This is a genomic window from Pseudescherichia sp. (genome assembly GCF_031987975.1).
GTDB lineage: Bacteria > Pseudomonadota > Gammaproteobacteria > Enterobacterales > Enterobacteriaceae > Pseudescherichia.
Map to the genome: position 1 here is coordinate 164,229 of NZ_DALZYX010000002.1, position 16,156 is coordinate 180,384.

Annotated in this window: 19 protein-coding genes; 8 read left to right on the forward strand and 11 right to left on the reverse strand. The window is 57.6% G+C overall.

What is annotated here, in order from left to right; genetic code table 11:
• Positions 1 to 5 precede the first annotated feature (5 nt).
• The 4 genes from flgE to RTN40_RS04140 are packed head-to-tail and all read right to left on the reverse strand — an operon-like array spanning position 6 to position 2,710.
• Positions 6 to 1,199 carry a flagellar hook protein FlgE gene (gene flgE, locus RTN40_RS04125; protein WP_312227345.1) on the reverse strand — a complete coding sequence of 398 codons (1,194 nt, stop codon included), beginning with the start codon at positions 1,197 to 1,199 and terminating at the stop codon, positions 6 to 8.
• Between the two features lie 22 nt (positions 1,200 to 1,221).
• Entirely contained in the window at positions 1,222 to 1,932 is a 711-nt protein-coding gene (locus RTN40_RS04130; protein WP_312227346.1) for a flagellar hook capping FlgD N-terminal domain-containing protein, read from the reverse strand.
• A complete protein-coding gene (gene flgC, locus RTN40_RS04135) occupies positions 1,929 to 2,360 on the reverse strand; it encodes a flagellar basal body rod protein FlgC (RefSeq protein ID WP_312227347.1) in 432 nt (143 codons plus the stop codon). The genes RTN40_RS04130 and flgC overlap by 4 nt, the downstream gene beginning before the upstream one ends.
• 2 nt (positions 2,361 to 2,362) lie before the next feature.
• Entirely contained in the window at positions 2,363 to 2,710 is a 348-nt protein-coding gene (locus tag RTN40_RS04140; RefSeq protein WP_312227348.1) for a flagellar basal body protein, read from the reverse strand.
• 89 nt (positions 2,711 to 2,799) lie between these two features.
• Here RTN40_RS04140 and flgA point away from each other — a divergent pair, with 89 nt between their 5' ends.
• The 4 genes from flgA (at position 2,800) to RTN40_RS04160 (ending at position 6,945) form a co-directional block, all read left to right on the forward strand.
• On the forward strand, positions 2,800 to 3,552 hold the full coding sequence (flgA, locus tag RTN40_RS04145) for a flagellar basal body P-ring formation chaperone FlgA (protein WP_312227349.1): 753 nt from the start codon (positions 2,800 to 2,802) through the stop codon (positions 3,550 to 3,552).
• A gap of 83 nt (positions 3,553 to 3,635) precedes the next feature.
• Positions 3,636 to 3,944 (forward strand): flagellar biosynthesis anti-sigma factor FlgM, encoded by a 309-nt coding sequence (flgM, locus tag RTN40_RS04150; protein WP_312227350.1) that lies wholly within the window; start codon positions 3,636 to 3,638, stop codon positions 3,942 to 3,944.
• Positions 3,941 to 4,369, forward strand: a complete 429-nt coding sequence (locus tag RTN40_RS04155) for a flagellar protein FlgN (RefSeq protein WP_312227351.1) — start codon at positions 3,941 to 3,943, stop codon at positions 4,367 to 4,369. Before flgM ends, RTN40_RS04155 begins: the two co-directional genes overlap by 4 nt.
• A 65-nt stretch (positions 4,370 to 4,434) precedes the next feature.
• Complete coding sequence (locus RTN40_RS04160) at positions 4,435 to 6,945, forward strand: glycosyltransferase (RefSeq protein WP_312227352.1); 2,511 nt, start codon at positions 4,435 to 4,437, stop codon at positions 6,943 to 6,945.
• Positions 6,946 to 7,003: 58 nt separating this feature from the next.
• Here RTN40_RS04160 and fliJ read toward each other — a convergent pair whose 3' ends face one another.
• Genes fliJ through RTN40_RS04195 form a run of 7 tightly spaced genes read right to left on the reverse strand, consistent with a single transcriptional unit; the run spans position 7,004 to position 13,513 of the window.
• The gene (gene fliJ, locus RTN40_RS04165; protein WP_312227353.1) at positions 7,004 to 7,447 is read right to left on the reverse strand and encodes a flagellar export protein FliJ; all 444 of its coding nucleotides are present in this window, start codon (positions 7,445 to 7,447) and stop codon (positions 7,004 to 7,006) included.
• Complete coding sequence (fliI, locus tag RTN40_RS04170; protein WP_312227354.1) at positions 7,444 to 8,787, reverse strand: flagellar protein export ATPase FliI; 1,344 nt, start codon at positions 8,785 to 8,787, stop codon at positions 7,444 to 7,446. Before fliI ends, fliJ begins: the two co-directional genes overlap by 4 nt.
• Positions 8,765 to 9,472 (reverse strand): flagellar assembly protein FliH, encoded by a 708-nt coding sequence (gene fliH, locus RTN40_RS04175; RefSeq protein WP_312227355.1) that lies wholly within the window; start codon positions 9,470 to 9,472, stop codon positions 8,765 to 8,767. The genes fliI and fliH overlap by 23 nt, the downstream gene beginning before the upstream one ends.
• Before the next feature lie 12 nt (positions 9,473 to 9,484).
• A complete protein-coding gene (locus RTN40_RS04180; protein WP_312227356.1) occupies positions 9,485 to 10,504 on the reverse strand; it encodes a flagellar motor switch protein FliG in 1,020 nt (339 codons plus the stop codon).
• Positions 10,482 to 12,134 (reverse strand): flagellar basal-body MS-ring/collar protein FliF, encoded by a 1,653-nt coding sequence (fliF, locus tag RTN40_RS04185; RefSeq protein WP_312227357.1) that lies wholly within the window; start codon positions 12,132 to 12,134, stop codon positions 10,482 to 10,484. The genes RTN40_RS04180 and fliF overlap by 23 nt, the downstream gene beginning before the upstream one ends.
• A 3-nt stretch (positions 12,135 to 12,137) precedes the next feature.
• On the reverse strand, positions 12,138 to 12,488 hold the full coding sequence (locus tag RTN40_RS04190; protein WP_312227358.1) for a flagellar hook-basal body complex protein FliE: 351 nt from the start codon (positions 12,486 to 12,488) through the stop codon (positions 12,138 to 12,140).
• Positions 12,489 to 12,523: 35 nt separating this feature from the next.
• Positions 12,524 to 13,513 carry a sigma-54 dependent transcriptional regulator gene (locus tag RTN40_RS04195; RefSeq protein ID WP_312227359.1) on the reverse strand — a complete coding sequence of 330 codons (990 nt, stop codon included), beginning with the start codon at positions 13,511 to 13,513 and terminating at the stop codon, positions 12,524 to 12,526.
• 391 nt (positions 13,514 to 13,904) lie between these two features.
• On the opposite strand from RTN40_RS04195, the gene RTN40_RS04200 reads away from it, so the two are divergent.
• Genes RTN40_RS04200 through RTN40_RS04215 form a run of 4 tightly spaced genes read left to right on the forward strand, consistent with a single transcriptional unit; the run spans position 13,905 to position 16,155 of the window.
• Complete coding sequence (locus RTN40_RS04200; RefSeq protein ID WP_312227360.1) at positions 13,905 to 14,765, forward strand: FliM/FliN family flagellar motor switch protein; 861 nt, start codon at positions 13,905 to 13,907, stop codon at positions 14,763 to 14,765.
• Positions 14,758 to 15,114: a FliM/FliN family flagellar motor switch protein gene (locus RTN40_RS04205; protein ID WP_312227361.1), complete on the forward strand. Its 357-nt coding sequence runs from the start codon at positions 14,758 to 14,760 to the stop codon at positions 15,112 to 15,114. Before RTN40_RS04200 ends, RTN40_RS04205 begins: the two co-directional genes overlap by 8 nt.
• On the forward strand, positions 15,111 to 15,866 hold the full coding sequence (gene fliP / locus RTN40_RS04210) for a flagellar type III secretion system pore protein FliP (RefSeq protein ID WP_312227362.1): 756 nt from the start codon (positions 15,111 to 15,113) through the stop codon (positions 15,864 to 15,866). Before RTN40_RS04205 ends, fliP begins: the two co-directional genes overlap by 4 nt.
• Before the next feature lie 16 nt (positions 15,867 to 15,882).
• Complete coding sequence (locus RTN40_RS04215) at positions 15,883 to 16,155, forward strand: flagellar biosynthetic protein FliQ (RefSeq protein WP_312227363.1); 273 nt, start codon at positions 15,883 to 15,885, stop codon at positions 16,153 to 16,155.
• The last annotated feature ends 1 nt before the right edge of the window (position 16,156 follow it).

Genomic DNA, 16,156 nt, shown 5'->3' on the forward strand with positions numbered 1-16,156 from the left:
CTCTGTTACATCGCCTGGAACAGCGCCTGATCCAGTTCGCTACTGGCGGAAATCACCTTGGTATTAGCCTGGTAGTTACGCTGCGCGGTCATCAGATCCACCAGCTCGCTGGTGATATCAACGTTGGAGCTTTCCAGCATTCCCGTGGAGAGCGCACCGAAGGTGCCGCTGCCAGGCGCACCTATCAGCGGCGTGCCGGATTCGCCGGTCTCTACCCACGCGGTGCCGCTGACGGCCTGCAGGCCGTTTTCGTCTGGAAACGTCGCCAGCACCACCTGGCCCTGCAGCATCCGCTCGCCGTTGCTGTAGGTCGCGTACACCTTGCCGTCGCCGTCTACCTGAACGCCGTTCTGCTGCGCGGAGGCGTAGCCGTCGGCGACGTTGGTGGTGACCGAGAAGGCGGAGCCATACTGGGTGCAGGCGGCGTAGTCAAAGGTCATCGCGATGGGCACCGCGCCCGGTGCGCTAAAGGTCATCGGTACTGCCGCAGCGGGGCTTACCAGCTTGCCCTGCTCATCGAAGGTTAACGCCGTCGCGCCAGGCTGCGTTGCACCGTCGAAGGTGTAGTGCACTTCCCAGCTGTTATCCGCCGTTTTGGTGAAGTACTGGCAGACCGCATGCTCGTTGCCCAGCGAGTCATAGACCGTGGTGGTATAGGTGCTGTTGTACGAGGCGGCGTTGGTGGGATCGAACGGCACCGCGCTGGTATCAATCGCCGCATCAGCGGCGTTAAAGTTAGCGCTAAAGGTCATAGAACTCGTCGCCTGGGCCGGCAGCGACCCGGTTTTAATCTGCAGATCCGTCACCGTGCCGGTTTGCAGCGCCCCGCTCTCATCCACTGGATAACCCTGCAAATAGTCTCCGGAGGCGTTAACGATATAGCCGTCCCTGTCGGTGTTGAACGACCCGGCCCGGGTATAGGTGACGTTGCCCGCGCTGTCGCAAAGCACAAAGAAGCCGTCGTCGTTGATCGCCAGATCCAGGGCGTTACCGGTCGAGACCATCGAGCCGCCTCGCGAGATGCTTTGCGCGGTTCCGGCCACGCTCACCCCCATCGCCTGGGTGCCCGCATACATGGCAGAGAAGTCGGTCGTCATGGACTTATAGCCCACCGTTCCGGCGTTAGCGATATTATTACTGATGCCATCTAGCTGTTCGTTAACCGCGTTCAGGCCGCTGGCTGCAATGCTGTAACTCATACTTACTGTTCCCTTAAAATAGTCAAACTACGTCCTGAGCAGGCGTATCGTCCGGCACGCCAAACTGGCTTATCATGGTAAAAGGCACCTCCCCTACGCCGCTGACGTTGAGCAACGGCGTGCCGCCATCCAGCGGAATACGCACGTCGGTCACGATGCCTGCCACCTCAACCGGCACCTCTTCTTCGCCAGTGTCGGTGACCACCGACACGGAGTAATCCCCGGGAGGAATGCCATAGTCCGCAGGATCGATGCTGAAGGTCACCGCCCCCGGCCCAAATGAACTTCCGGTCAGCGGAATGTCGTAATCATTCCCAGCCTCGTCGGTGATATGAATGTCAACGCGGGTACAGACGCCATCAAGATCGATGCGGCCCTGGATCGCACTATCGTTAACCTCAAGGGTGGTGGTCTGGACCATGATCGGATCGCCCACCATCTTGCCCAGCGCCATCACCTGAATGTTGCTCATCAGAATGGCGTTGGTGTTCATCTCCGACGCCACCTGCTCGGCCATCGCCACCTGCGCCATGGAGGAGAGCTGAGTAACATACTCGGTGGGATCGGTGGGGTTGGTGGGATCCTGATTCTGGATCTCCGCCACCAGCAGCGTCAGAAACGTATCGGCCATCGAAGACGAGGTACTGGTGGTTGTGGTACCGGTAGTTGTGGATACCGTGCTGTCTGCCCCCGATCCGGCATAGGTCGCGTTCAGCGATACGGACGTGCTCATACGCCCTCTCCCAGCTTAAGCAGGCTCTGCTGCATGCTCTTCACGTTGTTCAGTACCTCAACGCTGGTCGCAAAGTTCTGCGAGGCCGACATCATGTCGGCCATCTGCTCGACCACGTTGACGTCCGGATACCAGACGTAGCCGTCCCGGTCGGCCAGCGGATGGTGCGGCTCATAGCGGCGCACGGCGCTGCCGCTCTCCACCACGTCCTGTACGCGCACGCTGGCTCCGGTGAGATCGTGATGTCCCGCCTGTACCAGGCTGCTGTGGTAGATCGAGGCAAACACCGGGCTGCGTGCCTTGTAAGTTGCCGCCTCGCTCTGGGCGGGTGAATCCGCGTTGGCCAGGTTACTGGCGACGGTATTGAGCCGCACCGTCTGGGCGGTCATCGCCGAACCGGAGATCTGATAGATGTCAGCAAATGACATGGTTATTTCCCTTCGATGGCCGTTCTCAGGCCGTTGATGGTCATATTTAAAAAGGTGAGGCTGCTCTGGTAGTCGAGGCTGTTTTGCGAAAATCGCGCCTGCTCGCTATTCAGCTCTACCGTGTTGCCATCCTGCGTCGGCTGCATCGGCAGGCGATACATCACCTGGGCGGCGGGCAGCCCACCGCCACGCGCTGCCCGTTGCATCTCACGGGCGAAATCAATATCTTTAGCCTTGAAATTTGGCGTATCGACGTTTGCCAGATTGGCGGTAAGCAGCTCGGTCCTCGCAAGACGTAGCTTCACTGCCTGAGGGTGTACACCCAGTGCCTTCTGAAAGCTGATCCCCATTATGCGTTGCACTCCTTTCAAATAGCTGACGCGCGTGCCTGATAAGCAACAAGCGTGCCATTTTTTAAGTTATTGAAAGGTAAACTCTTATGATCACCTGTTTTGCTATGCGGAAAACCTGCTTCCGCCTGCTGGCCAGCGTTCTGCTTGCCGCCCCCCTGCTCGCTGCGGCACGTCCGGCCCTGCCTGGCGCTCGCCAGCAGATTAACGCTCAGGTCATCGAGGAGGCCGAAAAGGCCATTGCGGACCTGGCGCAGCGCGCAGGATGGCGCGACTACCGCTACACCCTTAACGTATTGATGCCTGGCAATGTCGCCACTCTCCCTGCCTGTAGCCAGCCGCTGCGCTTTAGCGCTGCCCCATTGCAGCTGAAAACGCTTGCCCGGCAAAATTATCGGGTGGCATGCCGGAGCGGAACGCCGTGGCAGAGCGCTGTCACCGTCAAGGCCGATATCTATCTGCCGGTGGTCATGGTGAGCAGGGAGGTTGTGCGTGGAGAGGTAGTTACCCCTGATGCGCTGGTAATGAAGAGATACAACATCGGCAACCTGCGCGGTGAGCCGCTCCTGAACCGTGAAGAGGCAACTGGATTGACAGCGAAACGGACCCTGCGTCCGTGGAAACCGATCCTGCGCACGCAGCTTGAGCAGCCGCTGATGGTGAAGCGCGGCCAGTCGGTGACCATCGCGTCCCAGACGGGGGATATCCGCGCCCAGACTGCAGGTGTGGCGTTAAAAGAGGGTCGCCTGCATGAAATTATCAGAGTGCAGAACAGCAGCAGCGGGCGGATCGTTAACGCCAGCGTCTCGGGTCCGGGGCAGGTGAGCGTCGGCGCGCAATAATTTTTTTATTGCCGCTTAAGATTTCGCTTTCCGCTGCCGCTTTCCATACGTAACCGTTAAAAACGCCCCCGGATGAGAAACCTATGGCTATCACGACTTCTGCACTACTTCCCGGTCAGCAGCCCTCCCGCGATGCGGCGGCGCGCTCACCGTCACAGCCGGAGGTGACAAAAGCGGATACGGCGACCGAGGCCCTCCGCTGCGCCGACGAGGTGACCCAGCAGGGCATGCAGGCCGCACAGCGTAGTCTGGCGAATGAAGCTGCTCCTGATATCGACGCAGAAAAAGTTAGCCAGATGCAGGCCCTGCTGGCGTCATCGCAGTTTTCAATTGATGCCGATGCGCTGGCCTCCTCAATGCTTGAATTTTTTCAAACCGGGAGGGGGCAGTGAGCCGCAAACTCGAACAGGTCAAGCTGCTGCTGCGCGGGATCCGTACCGATAACGACGACTATCATCAACTACATAACCTGCTGAAAGAGCAACGTTTATGCATGATCCGCCGCGCCAGCGATGCGCTAATCGCCGTCAACATGCAAATCGATGGTCTCTACCCAGCCCTGAGCCTGAGCGCCCGTGTCCGCCGGGAGACGCTGCTGTCGTTAGGCGTCACGGCAGATAGCATTGGCATCGCGCAGGTCTTTAGCTGGCTGCCCCCCGTACAGAAAACGGCGGCTCGCCAGGCATGGCAGCAGCTGGAGGAAAGCATAGCGGCATGCAAGCGCTACAACGAGAAAAACGGCGAGCTGCTGACCCGACAGCATGCGTTTGTACAGACGTTTTTGGGTCTCGAAACCCAGTTGATCTATCACCCTTAATCTGCACCTTTCCGCAGCGGAAAATACGTTTCCGCTGACAGCCCGATAAGAGATACCTACGCGCCATGATGAAGCGTTCCAGTCTGGAAAAACCGTTTGTTAGCGTCGTGACGCCGACCTGGCAGCGCGCCGCCTTTTTGCCGAATCTACTCTATATGTTTCGCTATCAGGATTATCCGGCAGAACGTCGTGAGCTGATTATTCTGGATGACTCCCCCGCCAGCAGCCTGCCGATGGTTAATGCACTGACCGATAACCAGCCGGAGCGCTACAACATCCGCTATATTCATCATCCCGAACGGCTAAAGCTTGGCAAAAAGCGCAACATGCTGAACGCGCTGGCAAACGGTGAGTACATCGTCTGTATGGATGATGACGACTTCTACCCCGCCGATAAGCTCTCATATACTATTGCGATGATGCAGCGTCACGGGGCGCTGATCTCCGGCTCTGATCGGATCCCTGTCTGGTATAGCCATATCGATCGGGTGTTTAAAACCCGCCGTTTCGGCAAGCAGCATATCCTAAACGGTACCTTCTGCTATCACCGTAACTACCTGAAAAAGCACCGCTATGACGATGAGTGTCAGCTCGGCGAGGAGCAGGCCTTTACCCATAACTTTACCGTCAGGCCGTTGCAGCTGCCCGGCGAGCGCACCATTCTGTGCGTCTCCCATAGCGATAACACCTTTGATAAGGACTTCGTGCTCGGCAGCTGTGAGCCTATCGCAGCCTCTCTGTCCACGTTCGTTGGCGATCCCAGGCTGCTCGCCTGGTACCAGCGCCTGCACAACAGCACCGGCCAGCAGCCTATTCAGTGGCAGCACGTGGAAAAGGTGCTGGTTATCAATCTGGACAGACGCCCCGACAGATGGCAGCAAATGCAGCAGACGCTACGTCAGCTGGGGGTGCCAGAAGAGAGAGTCGTTCGAATCAGCGGCTGCGAGCATGAGAACGGCGCGCTGGGCCGCACGCTCTCCCATCTGCGGGCGTTGACTAAGGCCCAGCAGCAAGGCTGGCGTAACTGTCTGGTACTTGAGGACGATGCCCTGCTGCTCACCCAGGCGAAGCATGTGACCGCCTTCAACCGGCTGCTCGCTGCGCTAGATCATCTCCCCTGGCAGGTAGTCCTGCTTGGGGCCAGGGTGAATAACGGTCAGCCGCTAAAGAGCCTGCCGGGACTGATCCACGCCGTCGATTGTGAAAAAGCGTGTGCCTACCTGGTTAATGCTGCCAGCTACCCGGCCCTGATCCAGCAGATGCAGAGCGATCCGGCCAGTCTGCTGGAGTCACGCTGGCGTACGATGCAAAAGCAGGGTAAATGGCTCGCCTTCTATCCCTGCATTAGCTATCAACGGCCAGGCTTCAGCGATATTGAGCATCAGGAGACCGACCACATTCGCTTCTATTTCAGCAAAATGACCGTTAGCCATCGGCAAGAGCAGCAGCGGCAGGCACAGCAGCCGGTCGCTAACCAGTTTGCTAATACGATAGGGTTTTATCTGGAGACGACCTTCCACTATCAGCTCTACCAGCCGATTCTCCACTGGCTGCTGGAGGCGGGCTACCGTTGCGATCTGCTAATCAGCGACGCGCTGCCGAAAGCGCTAAAGAGGGAGATGAGCCGGCTGCTGGCCGAGATTAACGACCCCAGGCTGAGCGGCTCGCGCCTTAGCGAGGTTCAAAATCGTCGGCAGCGCTATGGCTGCCTGGTGAGTCCTTACTATACCCCTGCCCTCAACGGTCTGGCCCGGGTGCAGATCCGTGCGATGTACGGGCTGGCAAAAGCGTCGTGGAACCACGCCTGGTGGAACGCCTTTTACCACCACATTCTCTGCTATAGCCACTACAGTCAGCAGGCGCTCAATATCAACGGCAACGCAACGATAGTAGGCAATCCTCGCTTTGATCGGTGGCATCGCCAGGAGGTGGATCTCTCGGCGCTGGCATCGCTAAAGCTGGATGCTAAAAAACCCACGCTGCTCTATGCCCCCACCGTTGGCGATTTGAGTTCGATTCCCAGCTGGGCCGCCCCGCTGTCGCGACTGAATCGGGAGTACAACCTGATCGTCAAACTGCATCATGGTACCCAGCATCGTCTGGAAGAGGCCGCTATGCTGGCCGAGGTCCGACGTCATTTCAAAAGGTGCGTTACCCGCCACGATATGTCGCTGGCGCTGCTGCATCAGGCCGACTATGTCCTGACAGATAACAGCGGCTTTATCTTCGATGCCGTTCACGCCGGCAAGCGGACGATCCTGCTTGAGTGGGAAGGGATGGCGGGGCTGCTGGAGAACAACACAACGTTCAGTACGCCCTTCAGTCCGGAACAGCAAATTCGTTCTACCCTCCCGGTGGTACGCGATATGGCGCAGCTACGCCACTGCCTGGCGGCAGACTATGAGTGGCAGCGTATAGAGGAGGAGATGAATGCGGTTCGCCACCACTACTGCGATGCCTTTCAGGATGGCATGGCCGGTAAGCGGGCAGCGGAGCTGATTATAAGCGCGCTAACTACCCCGGTTGATGCTCAGGCCAATACGCTGCTGCACAGTTTGCAGAGCAAGCTGTTTTAAACAGGGTCGGGCAGCACGCGCTGTCCGGCAATAGTATCAATAAGGGCAGTGGTATTTGCTACTTCTGCGAGCGATGAGTACGCAGCCAGCTCTGGATAGCGATATCGTCTACCCCTTTTTGTTCCCGGCTGGCCTGCTCCCGAGCGATTTTCTCTTGTTGGGTATCCAGCGTCAGCGCGACAATCTTCTCCTGACAGGCTGCCTGCATAAGCGCGCTCTGTATCTGCTGCGTTTTAATATCTGCCAGCGCTTTCTTCTGCTCCTGCCACTTCACGACGCGTAGCAGATTGTCTTTATAACCTGCGATATTGCTCAGCGTCTGGGCGCAAAAATCAGGCAGCTCGTCGGTGCGGGTCTTCTGCACCAGCTGCCCCAGCGCGTTGATATTGCTTTCGTACCGGGTTGCGACCTGCCGCTGCCGGGCCAGCGCCACCGTCGTGGTTTTTACAACGCTGCCGCGCAGATGCCGCAGCTGAGCAAGGGTGTGGATCATCTGTTTCATGTTTTACCTTTTGCCACCGGCTGAGCGGGAAAGAGCGCCGCTATCTGCGCCTGTACCTGCGCCATCTGGGCAGGCTCCTCCACCTGCTGGCGTAGAAAACGCTCAATGGCCGGAAAGCTTTTTACGGCCTTATCAATCTGCGGATCGGCCCCTTCAACGTAGCCGCCGAGCGGGATAAGAGGCTTGATCTCCATATAGGCGGCGTAGTAGCGCTTGAGCTGGCGAACGGCCTGCTGCTGCCAGTCCGGCGTAATGTGCGTCATGCAGCGGCTGATTGACTGCGCAATATCAATGGCCGGATAGTGCCCGGCTTCGGCAAGCCTGCGGGTCAGGACAATATGCCCATCCAGCACCGCCCGCGCACAGTCCACGATGGGATCCTGCTGATCGTCTCCCTCCGCCAGCACGGTGTAGATGGCGGTCATTGACCCGCTGCTGTCGCTGTTGCCCGCGCTCTCCACCAGCCGGGGGATCATGCCAAACGCCGAGGGCGGATAGCCTTTGGTAGCCGGTGGCTCGCCTAACGAGAGGGCTATTTCACGCTGGGCCATGGCGTAGCGGGTTAACGAATCCACCAGCAGCAGCACGTCGAAGCCCCGATCGCGAAACCAGGCGGCAAGCGTATGGCACAGCTCGGTCGCCTTCAGGCGCATCAGCGGCGACTCATCAGCGGGCGCGACGACGACAACGGACTTAGCCAGACCGCCTGGACCTAACGAGCGGTCGATAAACTCCTTTACCTCACGGCCTCGTTCACCAATCAGCCCAACTACCACCACCTGCGCGCTGGTCTGGCGAGCGATCATGCCGAGCAGAACGCTCTTACCGACGCCGCTGCCTGCCATCAACCCCACCCGCTGGCCTTTACCGATAGTCAGCACGCCGTTGATCGCCTTTACGCCAACGTCCAACGGCTCGGCCACCGGGCGGCGGGTTAATGGATTCACTGACGGTGCAACGGCAGGTAGCGCCTGCGTGCCGCCCAGCCTGCCTTTGCCATCAATCGGTTCGCCCAGGCCGTTTACCACCCGGCCAAGCCAGCTCTCGCCCACCAGCAGATGTCGCGCCTTCTCCTGGGGAAAAACGCGCGCGCCTGCCATCAGCCCGCCTGGCTGCCGGAACGGCATCAGGTAGGTCACATCGCGGTTGAAGCCAACTGCCTGGGCATCAATAAAGCCGCACTCCGCGCTTTCGATACGGCAGAGCTGTCCCGTGGCCAGCTGACAGCCCACGCTCTCCAGCAGCACACCGTTCATGCGCACCAGTCTGCCCGCCACACGGGCCAGTGAGATTGACTCTATAGAGCGCAGCGCATCGTCAAAGGGATGGGGATTGTTCATCAGTCTCATCCGGGACCAGCGTCTCTTTGAGCACCGCCATGCACTGCTCCAGCCGATGTTCACAGCCGATATCCAGCTCGGATGCCTCGGTTACTATCCGGCACTCGCCGTTGGATAGCTCCGCCGAAGCCACCAGCCCCCATGCGGTCACCTTTTCCGGGGCCACGCTCTGGATGCGGGTAAACTCCTCCATGCTGAGACAGACCTTCAACGGATCCGGCACGCTGGACATGGCGGCAATCGCCTCTTCCACCAGCGCCAGCAGCTGGGTGGGCTGCAGTGCCAGCTCGCAGCGGATCACCTGGCGGGTCACTTTCTCCACCAGCTGCAAAAGATCCTCCCGCTGCTTGCGCTGAATATGGGCAAAATAGTCGTTGAGCGTGCCGGCGATTGCCTCCAGCGGCTGCGCGGCCAGGGTGAACTGCGCCAGCCCAGCCTGCTGCCCGGCCAGGCTGCCTTCGGCATAGCCTTGACGATGGCCCTCCGCCAGGCCTTTAGCGTGCCCCTCCTGATAACCGGTCTCCTGCCCCTCGCTGACGCCCTCTGCGAAACCCTTCTGCAGCCCCTGCTGATAGCCATCCATAAGCTGGCGCTGAAAATCAGTGCCCTCTGGGCGAGTATCCGATTTGGCGGCGTGCCGCGGTGGAAAACGGTGGACCCGATAACGGCCCCGTAATGTCTGCATAGATGCTTCCTTCTACTCTGCCGTCTGCTCGGCGAAGAGCTGAAGCTGGATTTCACCCGCCTCCTCCAGCTCTCTGGCGACGGCCATGATTTCCCGGCGGATCTGCTCAATACGGCTAATGGGAACCGGCCCCAGGCGGGCAGTGATGGTCTCCAGCTGCTGCGCCTGACGTTTCGGCATCACCGCAAAAATGGCCCGCCGCAGCGGTGGCTCGGTACCCTTCAACGCCACCGCCCACTCCTCCATCGGTACCTCATCAAGCAGGCGGCGACGCACCTCCTCGCTCTGGCGGCTGAGAATAAAGAAGTCGTACATCTCATCCTGAAGCTGCTCCAGCACGGACGCATCCAGCTCACGCAGCCGATCGAGGATCTGCTGCTGGTTGCCCTGAAAGCGGTTGACGATATCCGCCGCCTGCTTGATGCCCCTCACTTTTGACCCATGCTCGGAGAGCACCGACAGGCCACGCTCAATCAGACGATCCAACTCATCGACAACGTCACGATTCACGTCGCTGAGCCTCGCGATACGGTAGAGAATTTCGTTTTGTACGGCATCGCTCATAAAGGTCAGCACCGTGGCAGCGATCTCCGGGGTTAAAAAGGCCAGAAAAACGGCCTGCAGCTGGAGATGTTCATCAGCGATCAGTACCGCCAGCTGGCGAGGATCGACCCACTGTAGCCGCGCCATGCGTGAACGGATCTCGTCTCCGTAGATGCCATTAATCACGCTGCTGGCAATCTCCCCACCGAGCGCCTTATTAAGGATCCCCTGCAGCATCATGCGCGATGCGCCGTTGATCCCGCTCTGCTCGCGAAATTCGTCAAAGAAGTTGTTGATCACCTTTCTCGCCTGGCTGGTTTTCACACCGGAAAGGCGCGCCATATATTCACTCAGCCGCACAACCTCTTCGCGGCTTAGCTTTTGCATCACCGTTGCCGCTGCCTCTTCGCCAAGGCACAGCAGCAGGATAGCGGCCTGCTCAAGATAGCTGACGCTGCCAGGGCTTTTACTTACTGTCAATTCGCTCATTGCTGGTAATCCACTGTCTGATCACTTCGGCGACGCGATCGGTATCGCTGATCGCCAGCTTTTTAAGAAACTCCAGCTTGGTTTCGAGTCCGGAGCTTTGGGCTGGCAGCGCATCGTCGCCGGAGAATGAGGGTAGCTCTACGCCCCTGCGCTCGTCGTCGTCCAGCGTCGCTGAGAGCGTTGCTTCACGACTCCCTGTGGCCACTACCGGCTCTGGCTGCGCTTTGCGCGTGGCGATAAGATGTTTCACCAGCGGACGCACGACGAGCAGCAGAGCCAATAGCAGCAGCATGCCAGTGCCGCCGAGACGGCACCACGCCAGAATGTCGCTGTTTTGCCACCACTTCACTGCGGGCGGCACAGCCTTAGCTTCCGGTACGAACTGCATCAGCGAAAGCGACAGCCTGTCACCCCGGCGCTCGTCAATGCCGGCGGCGTTGCTCAGCATGGCGGTCACCTGTGCCGTCTGCTCTGCTTTCCACGTCTTAACGGCGGTGGCATCCTGATTGAGCACAACCGCAACGTTCAAACGCTTCAGCTCAAAGCCCGGATGCTGGATATGGGCAACGGTACGGTCATAGCTATAGTCCCGCTGGCTCTCGGTATGCGCCGACAGCGTCGCGGGCGTCTTCTCTGTCGTGGCGTCAGCGGGCTGCGCCGGGGCTGGCTGCGGTGGCCGGTTGCTGAGCGAGCCGGGAATGCCGATCGCGAGCCTGTCGCTGCTTTTATCCTCTGAGCTTTGCTCCCGGCTCACCTTCGGCGTGTCACCAAATCGCTCCCGGGTCTCCTCGACGAGGCTGAGATCCAGCTCGGGCATAACGCTAATGCGAAAGTTATTTTTGCCCACCAGCGTGGTTAATACGTTGGCCAGGCTGGCGCGGGTTTTCTCCTGGATGCCGTTCAGCAGCTCCTGCTCTTTACGGGTACTGGTTGAGGTGCGAGCGCCGTCCGCGACCCCTTCCGAAAGCAGATCTCCCGCCTGGTCAACAATGCTGACCTGCGCAGGATCAAGTCCCGGTACGCTGCCGCTCACCAGATGGATAATGGCGTTGACCTGTTCGCGGCTTAAGCGGCTGCCGTAGTGCAGGCGCACCATCACCGAGGCGCTGTTTTGCGGTTTATCGCTGAGAACAAATGCGCTCTCTTCATCTAGCGCCAGATGCACGCGAGCCGTTTCGACAGCGTCCAACGACATGATGCTCTGCGCCATCTCGCCCTCAAGGCTGCGCTTGTAGCGAATATTCTGCACAAACTGGCTGCTGCCGAGCACCTCGTCTTTATCCATAAGCTCATAGCCTGCGGGGCTGATGGCCTGGATGCCCTTTCCGGCCAGCGTCATGCGGATGCGGGAGAGCTGTGACTCTGGAACCAGGATCTGCCCGCTGTTGGGGTCAATGCGATAGGCAATCTTTTCACCGTCCAGCACGGTGATAATCTGGGAAAGCGGCAGATGTTGCTGGCTGCCAAACAGCGCGGTATAGCCACCATCGCTATGCCACAGGCCGCCAACGATGGCAGCGGTGAGCAGTAGCGCGCCGGTGGTCAGAGCAAGCCACTTACGCTTTCCCGGCAGCAGGGACGACAGCGAAGCAAATGCTGTGGTAAGCGAGGTAAACAGTTTCTTTTTCATTGCTTATATGGACATGTTCATCAAGTCGTTAACGCCGCTGGCCACTTTATTTCTGACCTGCACAAGCGCCGAGAACGACAGGGAGGCCTGCTGGCTGGCCAGCATAGCCCCGACCAGATCGTCACTCTCGCCGCTGCTGACTGCATTCTGCCGGGCGCTGGCAGCCTGCTGCAGGCCGTCAACGTGCGCAAGGGTATCGCGCATCACCTGATGAAAGCTCACGCCGGAGAGCGAGCCATCGCCCGGTGCACTGCTGATGGTTTGAGCTGAAAGAGGTGACGCCGTAGCAAGGCGTCTCATCCCGCTCATCTCCTGCTGCATCAGCGACAGGGAGGCGCTATTAATGGTTTTCATGTCGTACTCATGTTCAAAGTGGGAGGCTTATAGGATCAGAGGGTTATTTCGATGCCGTGCTTGCGCATTGAGGCGAGCCGGTAGCGCAGCGCGCGCGGCGTAATACCTAAACAGTCAGCAATTTGCGAGCGGTTACCCTGGTATTTGCGCATCAGGTCGGCGATATAGTGATACTGCGCGACGCGTCCGTGCCGCTGTAAATCTTCCCGGCCAGCGCTGATGGGCTGGAGCAGGCTGGCTGCCGCCGGGCCGTTAATGGCCTCGACAGGCTGGGTAACAGTGATCCCTAACGCGCTGGCGTGGATAATGCCCTCCTGGTTTAAAATCATGCCGCGCTGGATCGCGTTTTCAAGCTGGCGTACGTTGCCGGGCCAGGCATATTTCAGCAGCGCCGCTTTTGCGCCCTCTGACAGGCCGATATTTTTGCCAATGGTATGGGCATATTTTTTTAAAAAGGCTTCAGCCAGCGGCAAAATATCTTCAGGGCGCTCGCGTAATGGCGGAACGGTAACAGGAACAACGGAGAGGCGATAAAAGAGATCTTCGCGAAAACGCCCTGCGGCTACCTCGGACTCAAGATGTTTATTGGTGCTGGCAATAAGGCGAAAGTTGAGTTTGATGGCTCGGTGGCTGCCCAGGCGTTCGACCTGACGCTCCTGTAACACGCGAAGCAGCTTGGCCTGTAATGCCAGCGTCATGTCGCCGATCTCATCCAGCAGCAGCGTGCCGTTGTTTGCCATCTCGAATTTACCTGCCACGGCATTGACCGCGCCGGTAAAGGCCCCTTTTTCATAGCCAAAAAGGGTAGATTCCAGCATCGACTCCGGGATCGCAGCACAGTTGATACCGACGAAAGGTGCGGTACGGTCCCCGTTAAAGGCCATCGCGTGGATATATTTTGCGACGCACTCTTTTCCTGCACCCGTTTCGCCAAGAAGCAGCACGGGAATATTAAAACGGGCAACGCGCCTGGCTAAAGCGAAGGTTTTAATGCTGGCAGGCGCCTGGGCAATAAAGTTCGGCATGGGTTTCTCGCATTTACGAATATCATCTTCATGCGAATGTAACACCGGGCTTGAATTTATTTCTTGATAAATAAATTAAAAATAATTAAATCATTAAAATCAATAAATTAGAAAAGCAATTCACAGATATCAAAAAATAATAAAATAGCGGATAAATTTAAAATTATCGTTTAATAATAGTTACAGCCATAACATCCGTTGTATGATTCAAGCATCTTTGTTTAAATAACCGTGCTTTCATAGCAGGACTAAGCACCGCTCTTCTCATTAAAAGATAGCGACAATTTTAACGCATAGCTTAAATAGAAATGACTCTTTTTTGCCTGACTTATGCTTTAAACAGCACAGTGGCCTGGCGGTCATTCGGTATTCACGACAGAGAATAATTACCATGCTGAAGTACAGCCAAACCGCTGACATCGTTAATCTCGACAGCCATCGCCTTGGCCGCCCTTACCATCGCTTGCCCAGCCTGTTTATGAGCAAATTTGATATTCTGGAGTCGCGCATCGGTAATTACTTTCTAAAAAAGCACCGCACAAGTTTAACGCTGAAAAAAATAGCCTGTGCGATCGATATTAAAAACAAAAATGCCGATCTGCTCGCCTCAGATCTTGGCTATCTGGCCTTTGATATAGCCAGGCCGCTGCTGCTCACGATCCTCAATAATTTTTACGGCCTTGATGGCCAGCAAGATGAAAGCAGCCCCACTGCCCGGCTGCCGACCAAAACCGAGGCGCGCCTCCGCACCCGGCTGGCCCTCGACCTCTGCCATATTCTTTTCCACCAGGAGACATGGGGGCTGCCGCTAAACGTAAAGGCAGATAACAGCACTCTTATTAGTCAGTGGGCCTATCGAATCACCTTCACGCTTGGCGACGATATGGACAGCAGCTTTCACATATTGTTGGATAACGCCCATACCGACTGCTTTCTGAATATGCTGCGTCAAAAAGAGCGGCCTCAAACCGATGCCACCCCTCTTGACCGGAAAAACAGAAATCGGGCCGTCGTGAGCAAGCTGATCGAAACCCTGCCCCTGAGCCTTGATGTCAAAATTGCAGCATTAAGCATGGACGTTGCCTCGCTGACCGCTATCAAAGCCGGAGACATTTTCCCGCTAACGTTACCCGATACGTTCCCGGTTTTTATCGGGCAATCGCCGCTATTTCACGCGCTGATTGTTGAAGAGAACGACAGACTCTTTCTGTCTGACATTACGCCCACTGTTCCTGAGAAGTCCTATGAATAACCATGCCGATCCCCTTGACCAGGGCTTTGAACTCGCCGGTGAGAGCGCCGCGCCCACCGACGCAACGCCGGTCCGTCGCACGCCACCGTTAACCGACTCTATGGCGCTGCTCAAGCGTATTCCCGTCACGCTGACGCTGGAGGTCTCCTCCGTAGAGGTGATGCTTGCCGACCTGCTGAATATTGATGATGACACGGTCATCGAACTGAATAAGCTGGCGGGAGAGCCGCTGGATATCAAGGTCAATAATATCCTGCTGGGCAAGGCCGAAGTCGTGGTGGTTAATGAGAAATATGGTCTGCGGGTGATTGAGTTCAATACTCGCGATATTAATGAACTGACATCATGATACGCCCTGTCTGCCTGCTGCTGGCCGTAAGCGCCCTGCTGATCCTCTCCCCTGCCGCTATGGCGCAGGGGGGCGACATCTCGCTGCTGCACGTCGTCAACAACGGCAATACGCAGGAGTACAGCGTCAAGATCCAGATCCTGATCCTGATGACCCTGGTGGGTTTGCTGCCAACCCTGCTGCTGATGATGACCTGCTTTACCCGGTTTATCATTGTGCTCTCGCTGCTGCGCCAGGCGCTGGGTCTACAGCAGACGCCACCGAACCGAATTTTAATCGGCATTGCGCTGGTATTAACCCTGCTGGTGATGCGTCCCATCTGGCTGACTATCTACGACCGCGCGGTCGTGCCCTTTGAGCAGGATGAGATAATGCTCCCCCAGGCGCTGGAGACCGCCAGCGTGCCGCTCAAACGTTTTATGCTCGCCCAAACCAGCAAGAAGGCAATGGCGCAGATTATGACCATTGCCAACGCCAAAGGTGAGGCGCAGCAGCAGGATCTCTTCATTATTGTGCCCGCCTATATGCTCAGCGAGCTTAAAACCGCCTTCCAGATCGGCTTTATGATTTACATCCCGTTCCTGGTTATCGACCTGATCGTTGCCAGCGTGCTGATGGCAATGGGCATGATGATGCTCTCGCCGCTGATCGTCTCGCTGCCGTTTAAGCTGATGGTGTTTGTGCTGATTGACGGCTGGTCGCTGACCGTTGGCACGCTGACGGACAGCATTCGCGGACTGGGGCTGGGATAATGTGCGAGGTAACGCCATGCTGACCGTCGATATTGCCGCCGATCTCGTTGCCAGCGGCATTAAGGTCGTGATTATGCTGGTCTGCGTGCTGGTGATCCCCAGCCTGCTGGTAGGCCTGTGTGTCAGTATCTTCCAGGCCGTAACCCAGATTAACGAGCAGACCCTCAGCTTTCTGCCACGGCTGATCGTGACGCTGGTTGTGCTCGGCGTCTGTGGGAAATGGATGATTGTGCAGCTCAACGATCTCTGCACGCATCTCTTCACCCAGGCCGCGTTGATGGTGGGCTAAG

Coding starts and splice junctions, on each gene's coding strand:
- flgE (WP_312227345.1), bottom strand. CDS start 1,199: ATGAGTTACAGCATTGCAGCCAGCGGCCTGAACGCGGTTAACGAACAG.
- RTN40_RS04130 (WP_312227346.1), bottom strand. CDS start 1,932: ATGAGCACGTCCGTATCGCTGAACGCGACCTATGCCGGATCGGGGGCA.
- flgC (WP_312227347.1), bottom strand. CDS start 2,360: ATGTCATTTGCTGACATCTATCAGATCTCCGGTTCGGCGATGACCGCC.
- RTN40_RS04140 (WP_312227348.1), bottom strand. CDS start 2,710: ATGGGGATCAGCTTTCAGAAGGCACTGGGTGTACACCCTCAGGCAGTG.
- flgA (WP_312227349.1), top strand. CDS start 2,800: ATGATCACCTGTTTTGCTATGCGGAAAACCTGCTTCCGCCTGCTGGCC.
- flgM (WP_312227350.1), top strand. CDS start 3,636: ATGGCTATCACGACTTCTGCACTACTTCCCGGTCAGCAGCCCTCCCGC.
- RTN40_RS04160 (WP_312227352.1), top strand. CDS start 4,435: ATGATGAAGCGTTCCAGTCTGGAAAAACCGTTTGTTAGCGTCGTGACG.
- fliJ (WP_312227353.1), bottom strand. CDS start 7,447: ATGAAACAGATGATCCACACCCTTGCTCAGCTGCGGCATCTGCGCGGC.
- fliI (WP_312227354.1), bottom strand. CDS start 8,787: ATGAACAATCCCCATCCCTTTGACGATGCGCTGCGCTCTATAGAGTCA.
- fliH (WP_312227355.1), bottom strand. CDS start 9,472: ATGCAGACATTACGGGGCCGTTATCGGGTCCACCGTTTTCCACCGCGG.
- RTN40_RS04180 (WP_312227356.1), bottom strand. CDS start 10,504: ATGAGCGAATTGACAGTAAGTAAAAGCCCTGGCAGCGTCAGCTATCTT.
- fliF (WP_312227357.1), bottom strand. CDS start 12,134: ATGAAAAAGAAACTGTTTACCTCGCTTACCACAGCATTTGCTTCGCTG.
- RTN40_RS04190 (WP_312227358.1), bottom strand. CDS start 12,488: ATGAAAACCATTAATAGCGCCTCCCTGTCGCTGATGCAGCAGGAGATG.
- RTN40_RS04195 (WP_312227359.1), bottom strand. CDS start 13,513: ATGCCGAACTTTATTGCCCAGGCGCCTGCCAGCATTAAAACCTTCGCT.
- RTN40_RS04200 (WP_312227360.1), top strand. CDS start 13,905: ATGCTGAAGTACAGCCAAACCGCTGACATCGTTAATCTCGACAGCCAT.
- RTN40_RS04205 (WP_312227361.1), top strand. CDS start 14,758: ATGAATAACCATGCCGATCCCCTTGACCAGGGCTTTGAACTCGCCGGT.
- fliP (WP_312227362.1), top strand. CDS start 15,111: ATGATACGCCCTGTCTGCCTGCTGCTGGCCGTAAGCGCCCTGCTGATC.
- RTN40_RS04215 (WP_312227363.1), top strand. CDS start 15,883: ATGCTGACCGTCGATATTGCCGCCGATCTCGTTGCCAGCGGCATTAAG.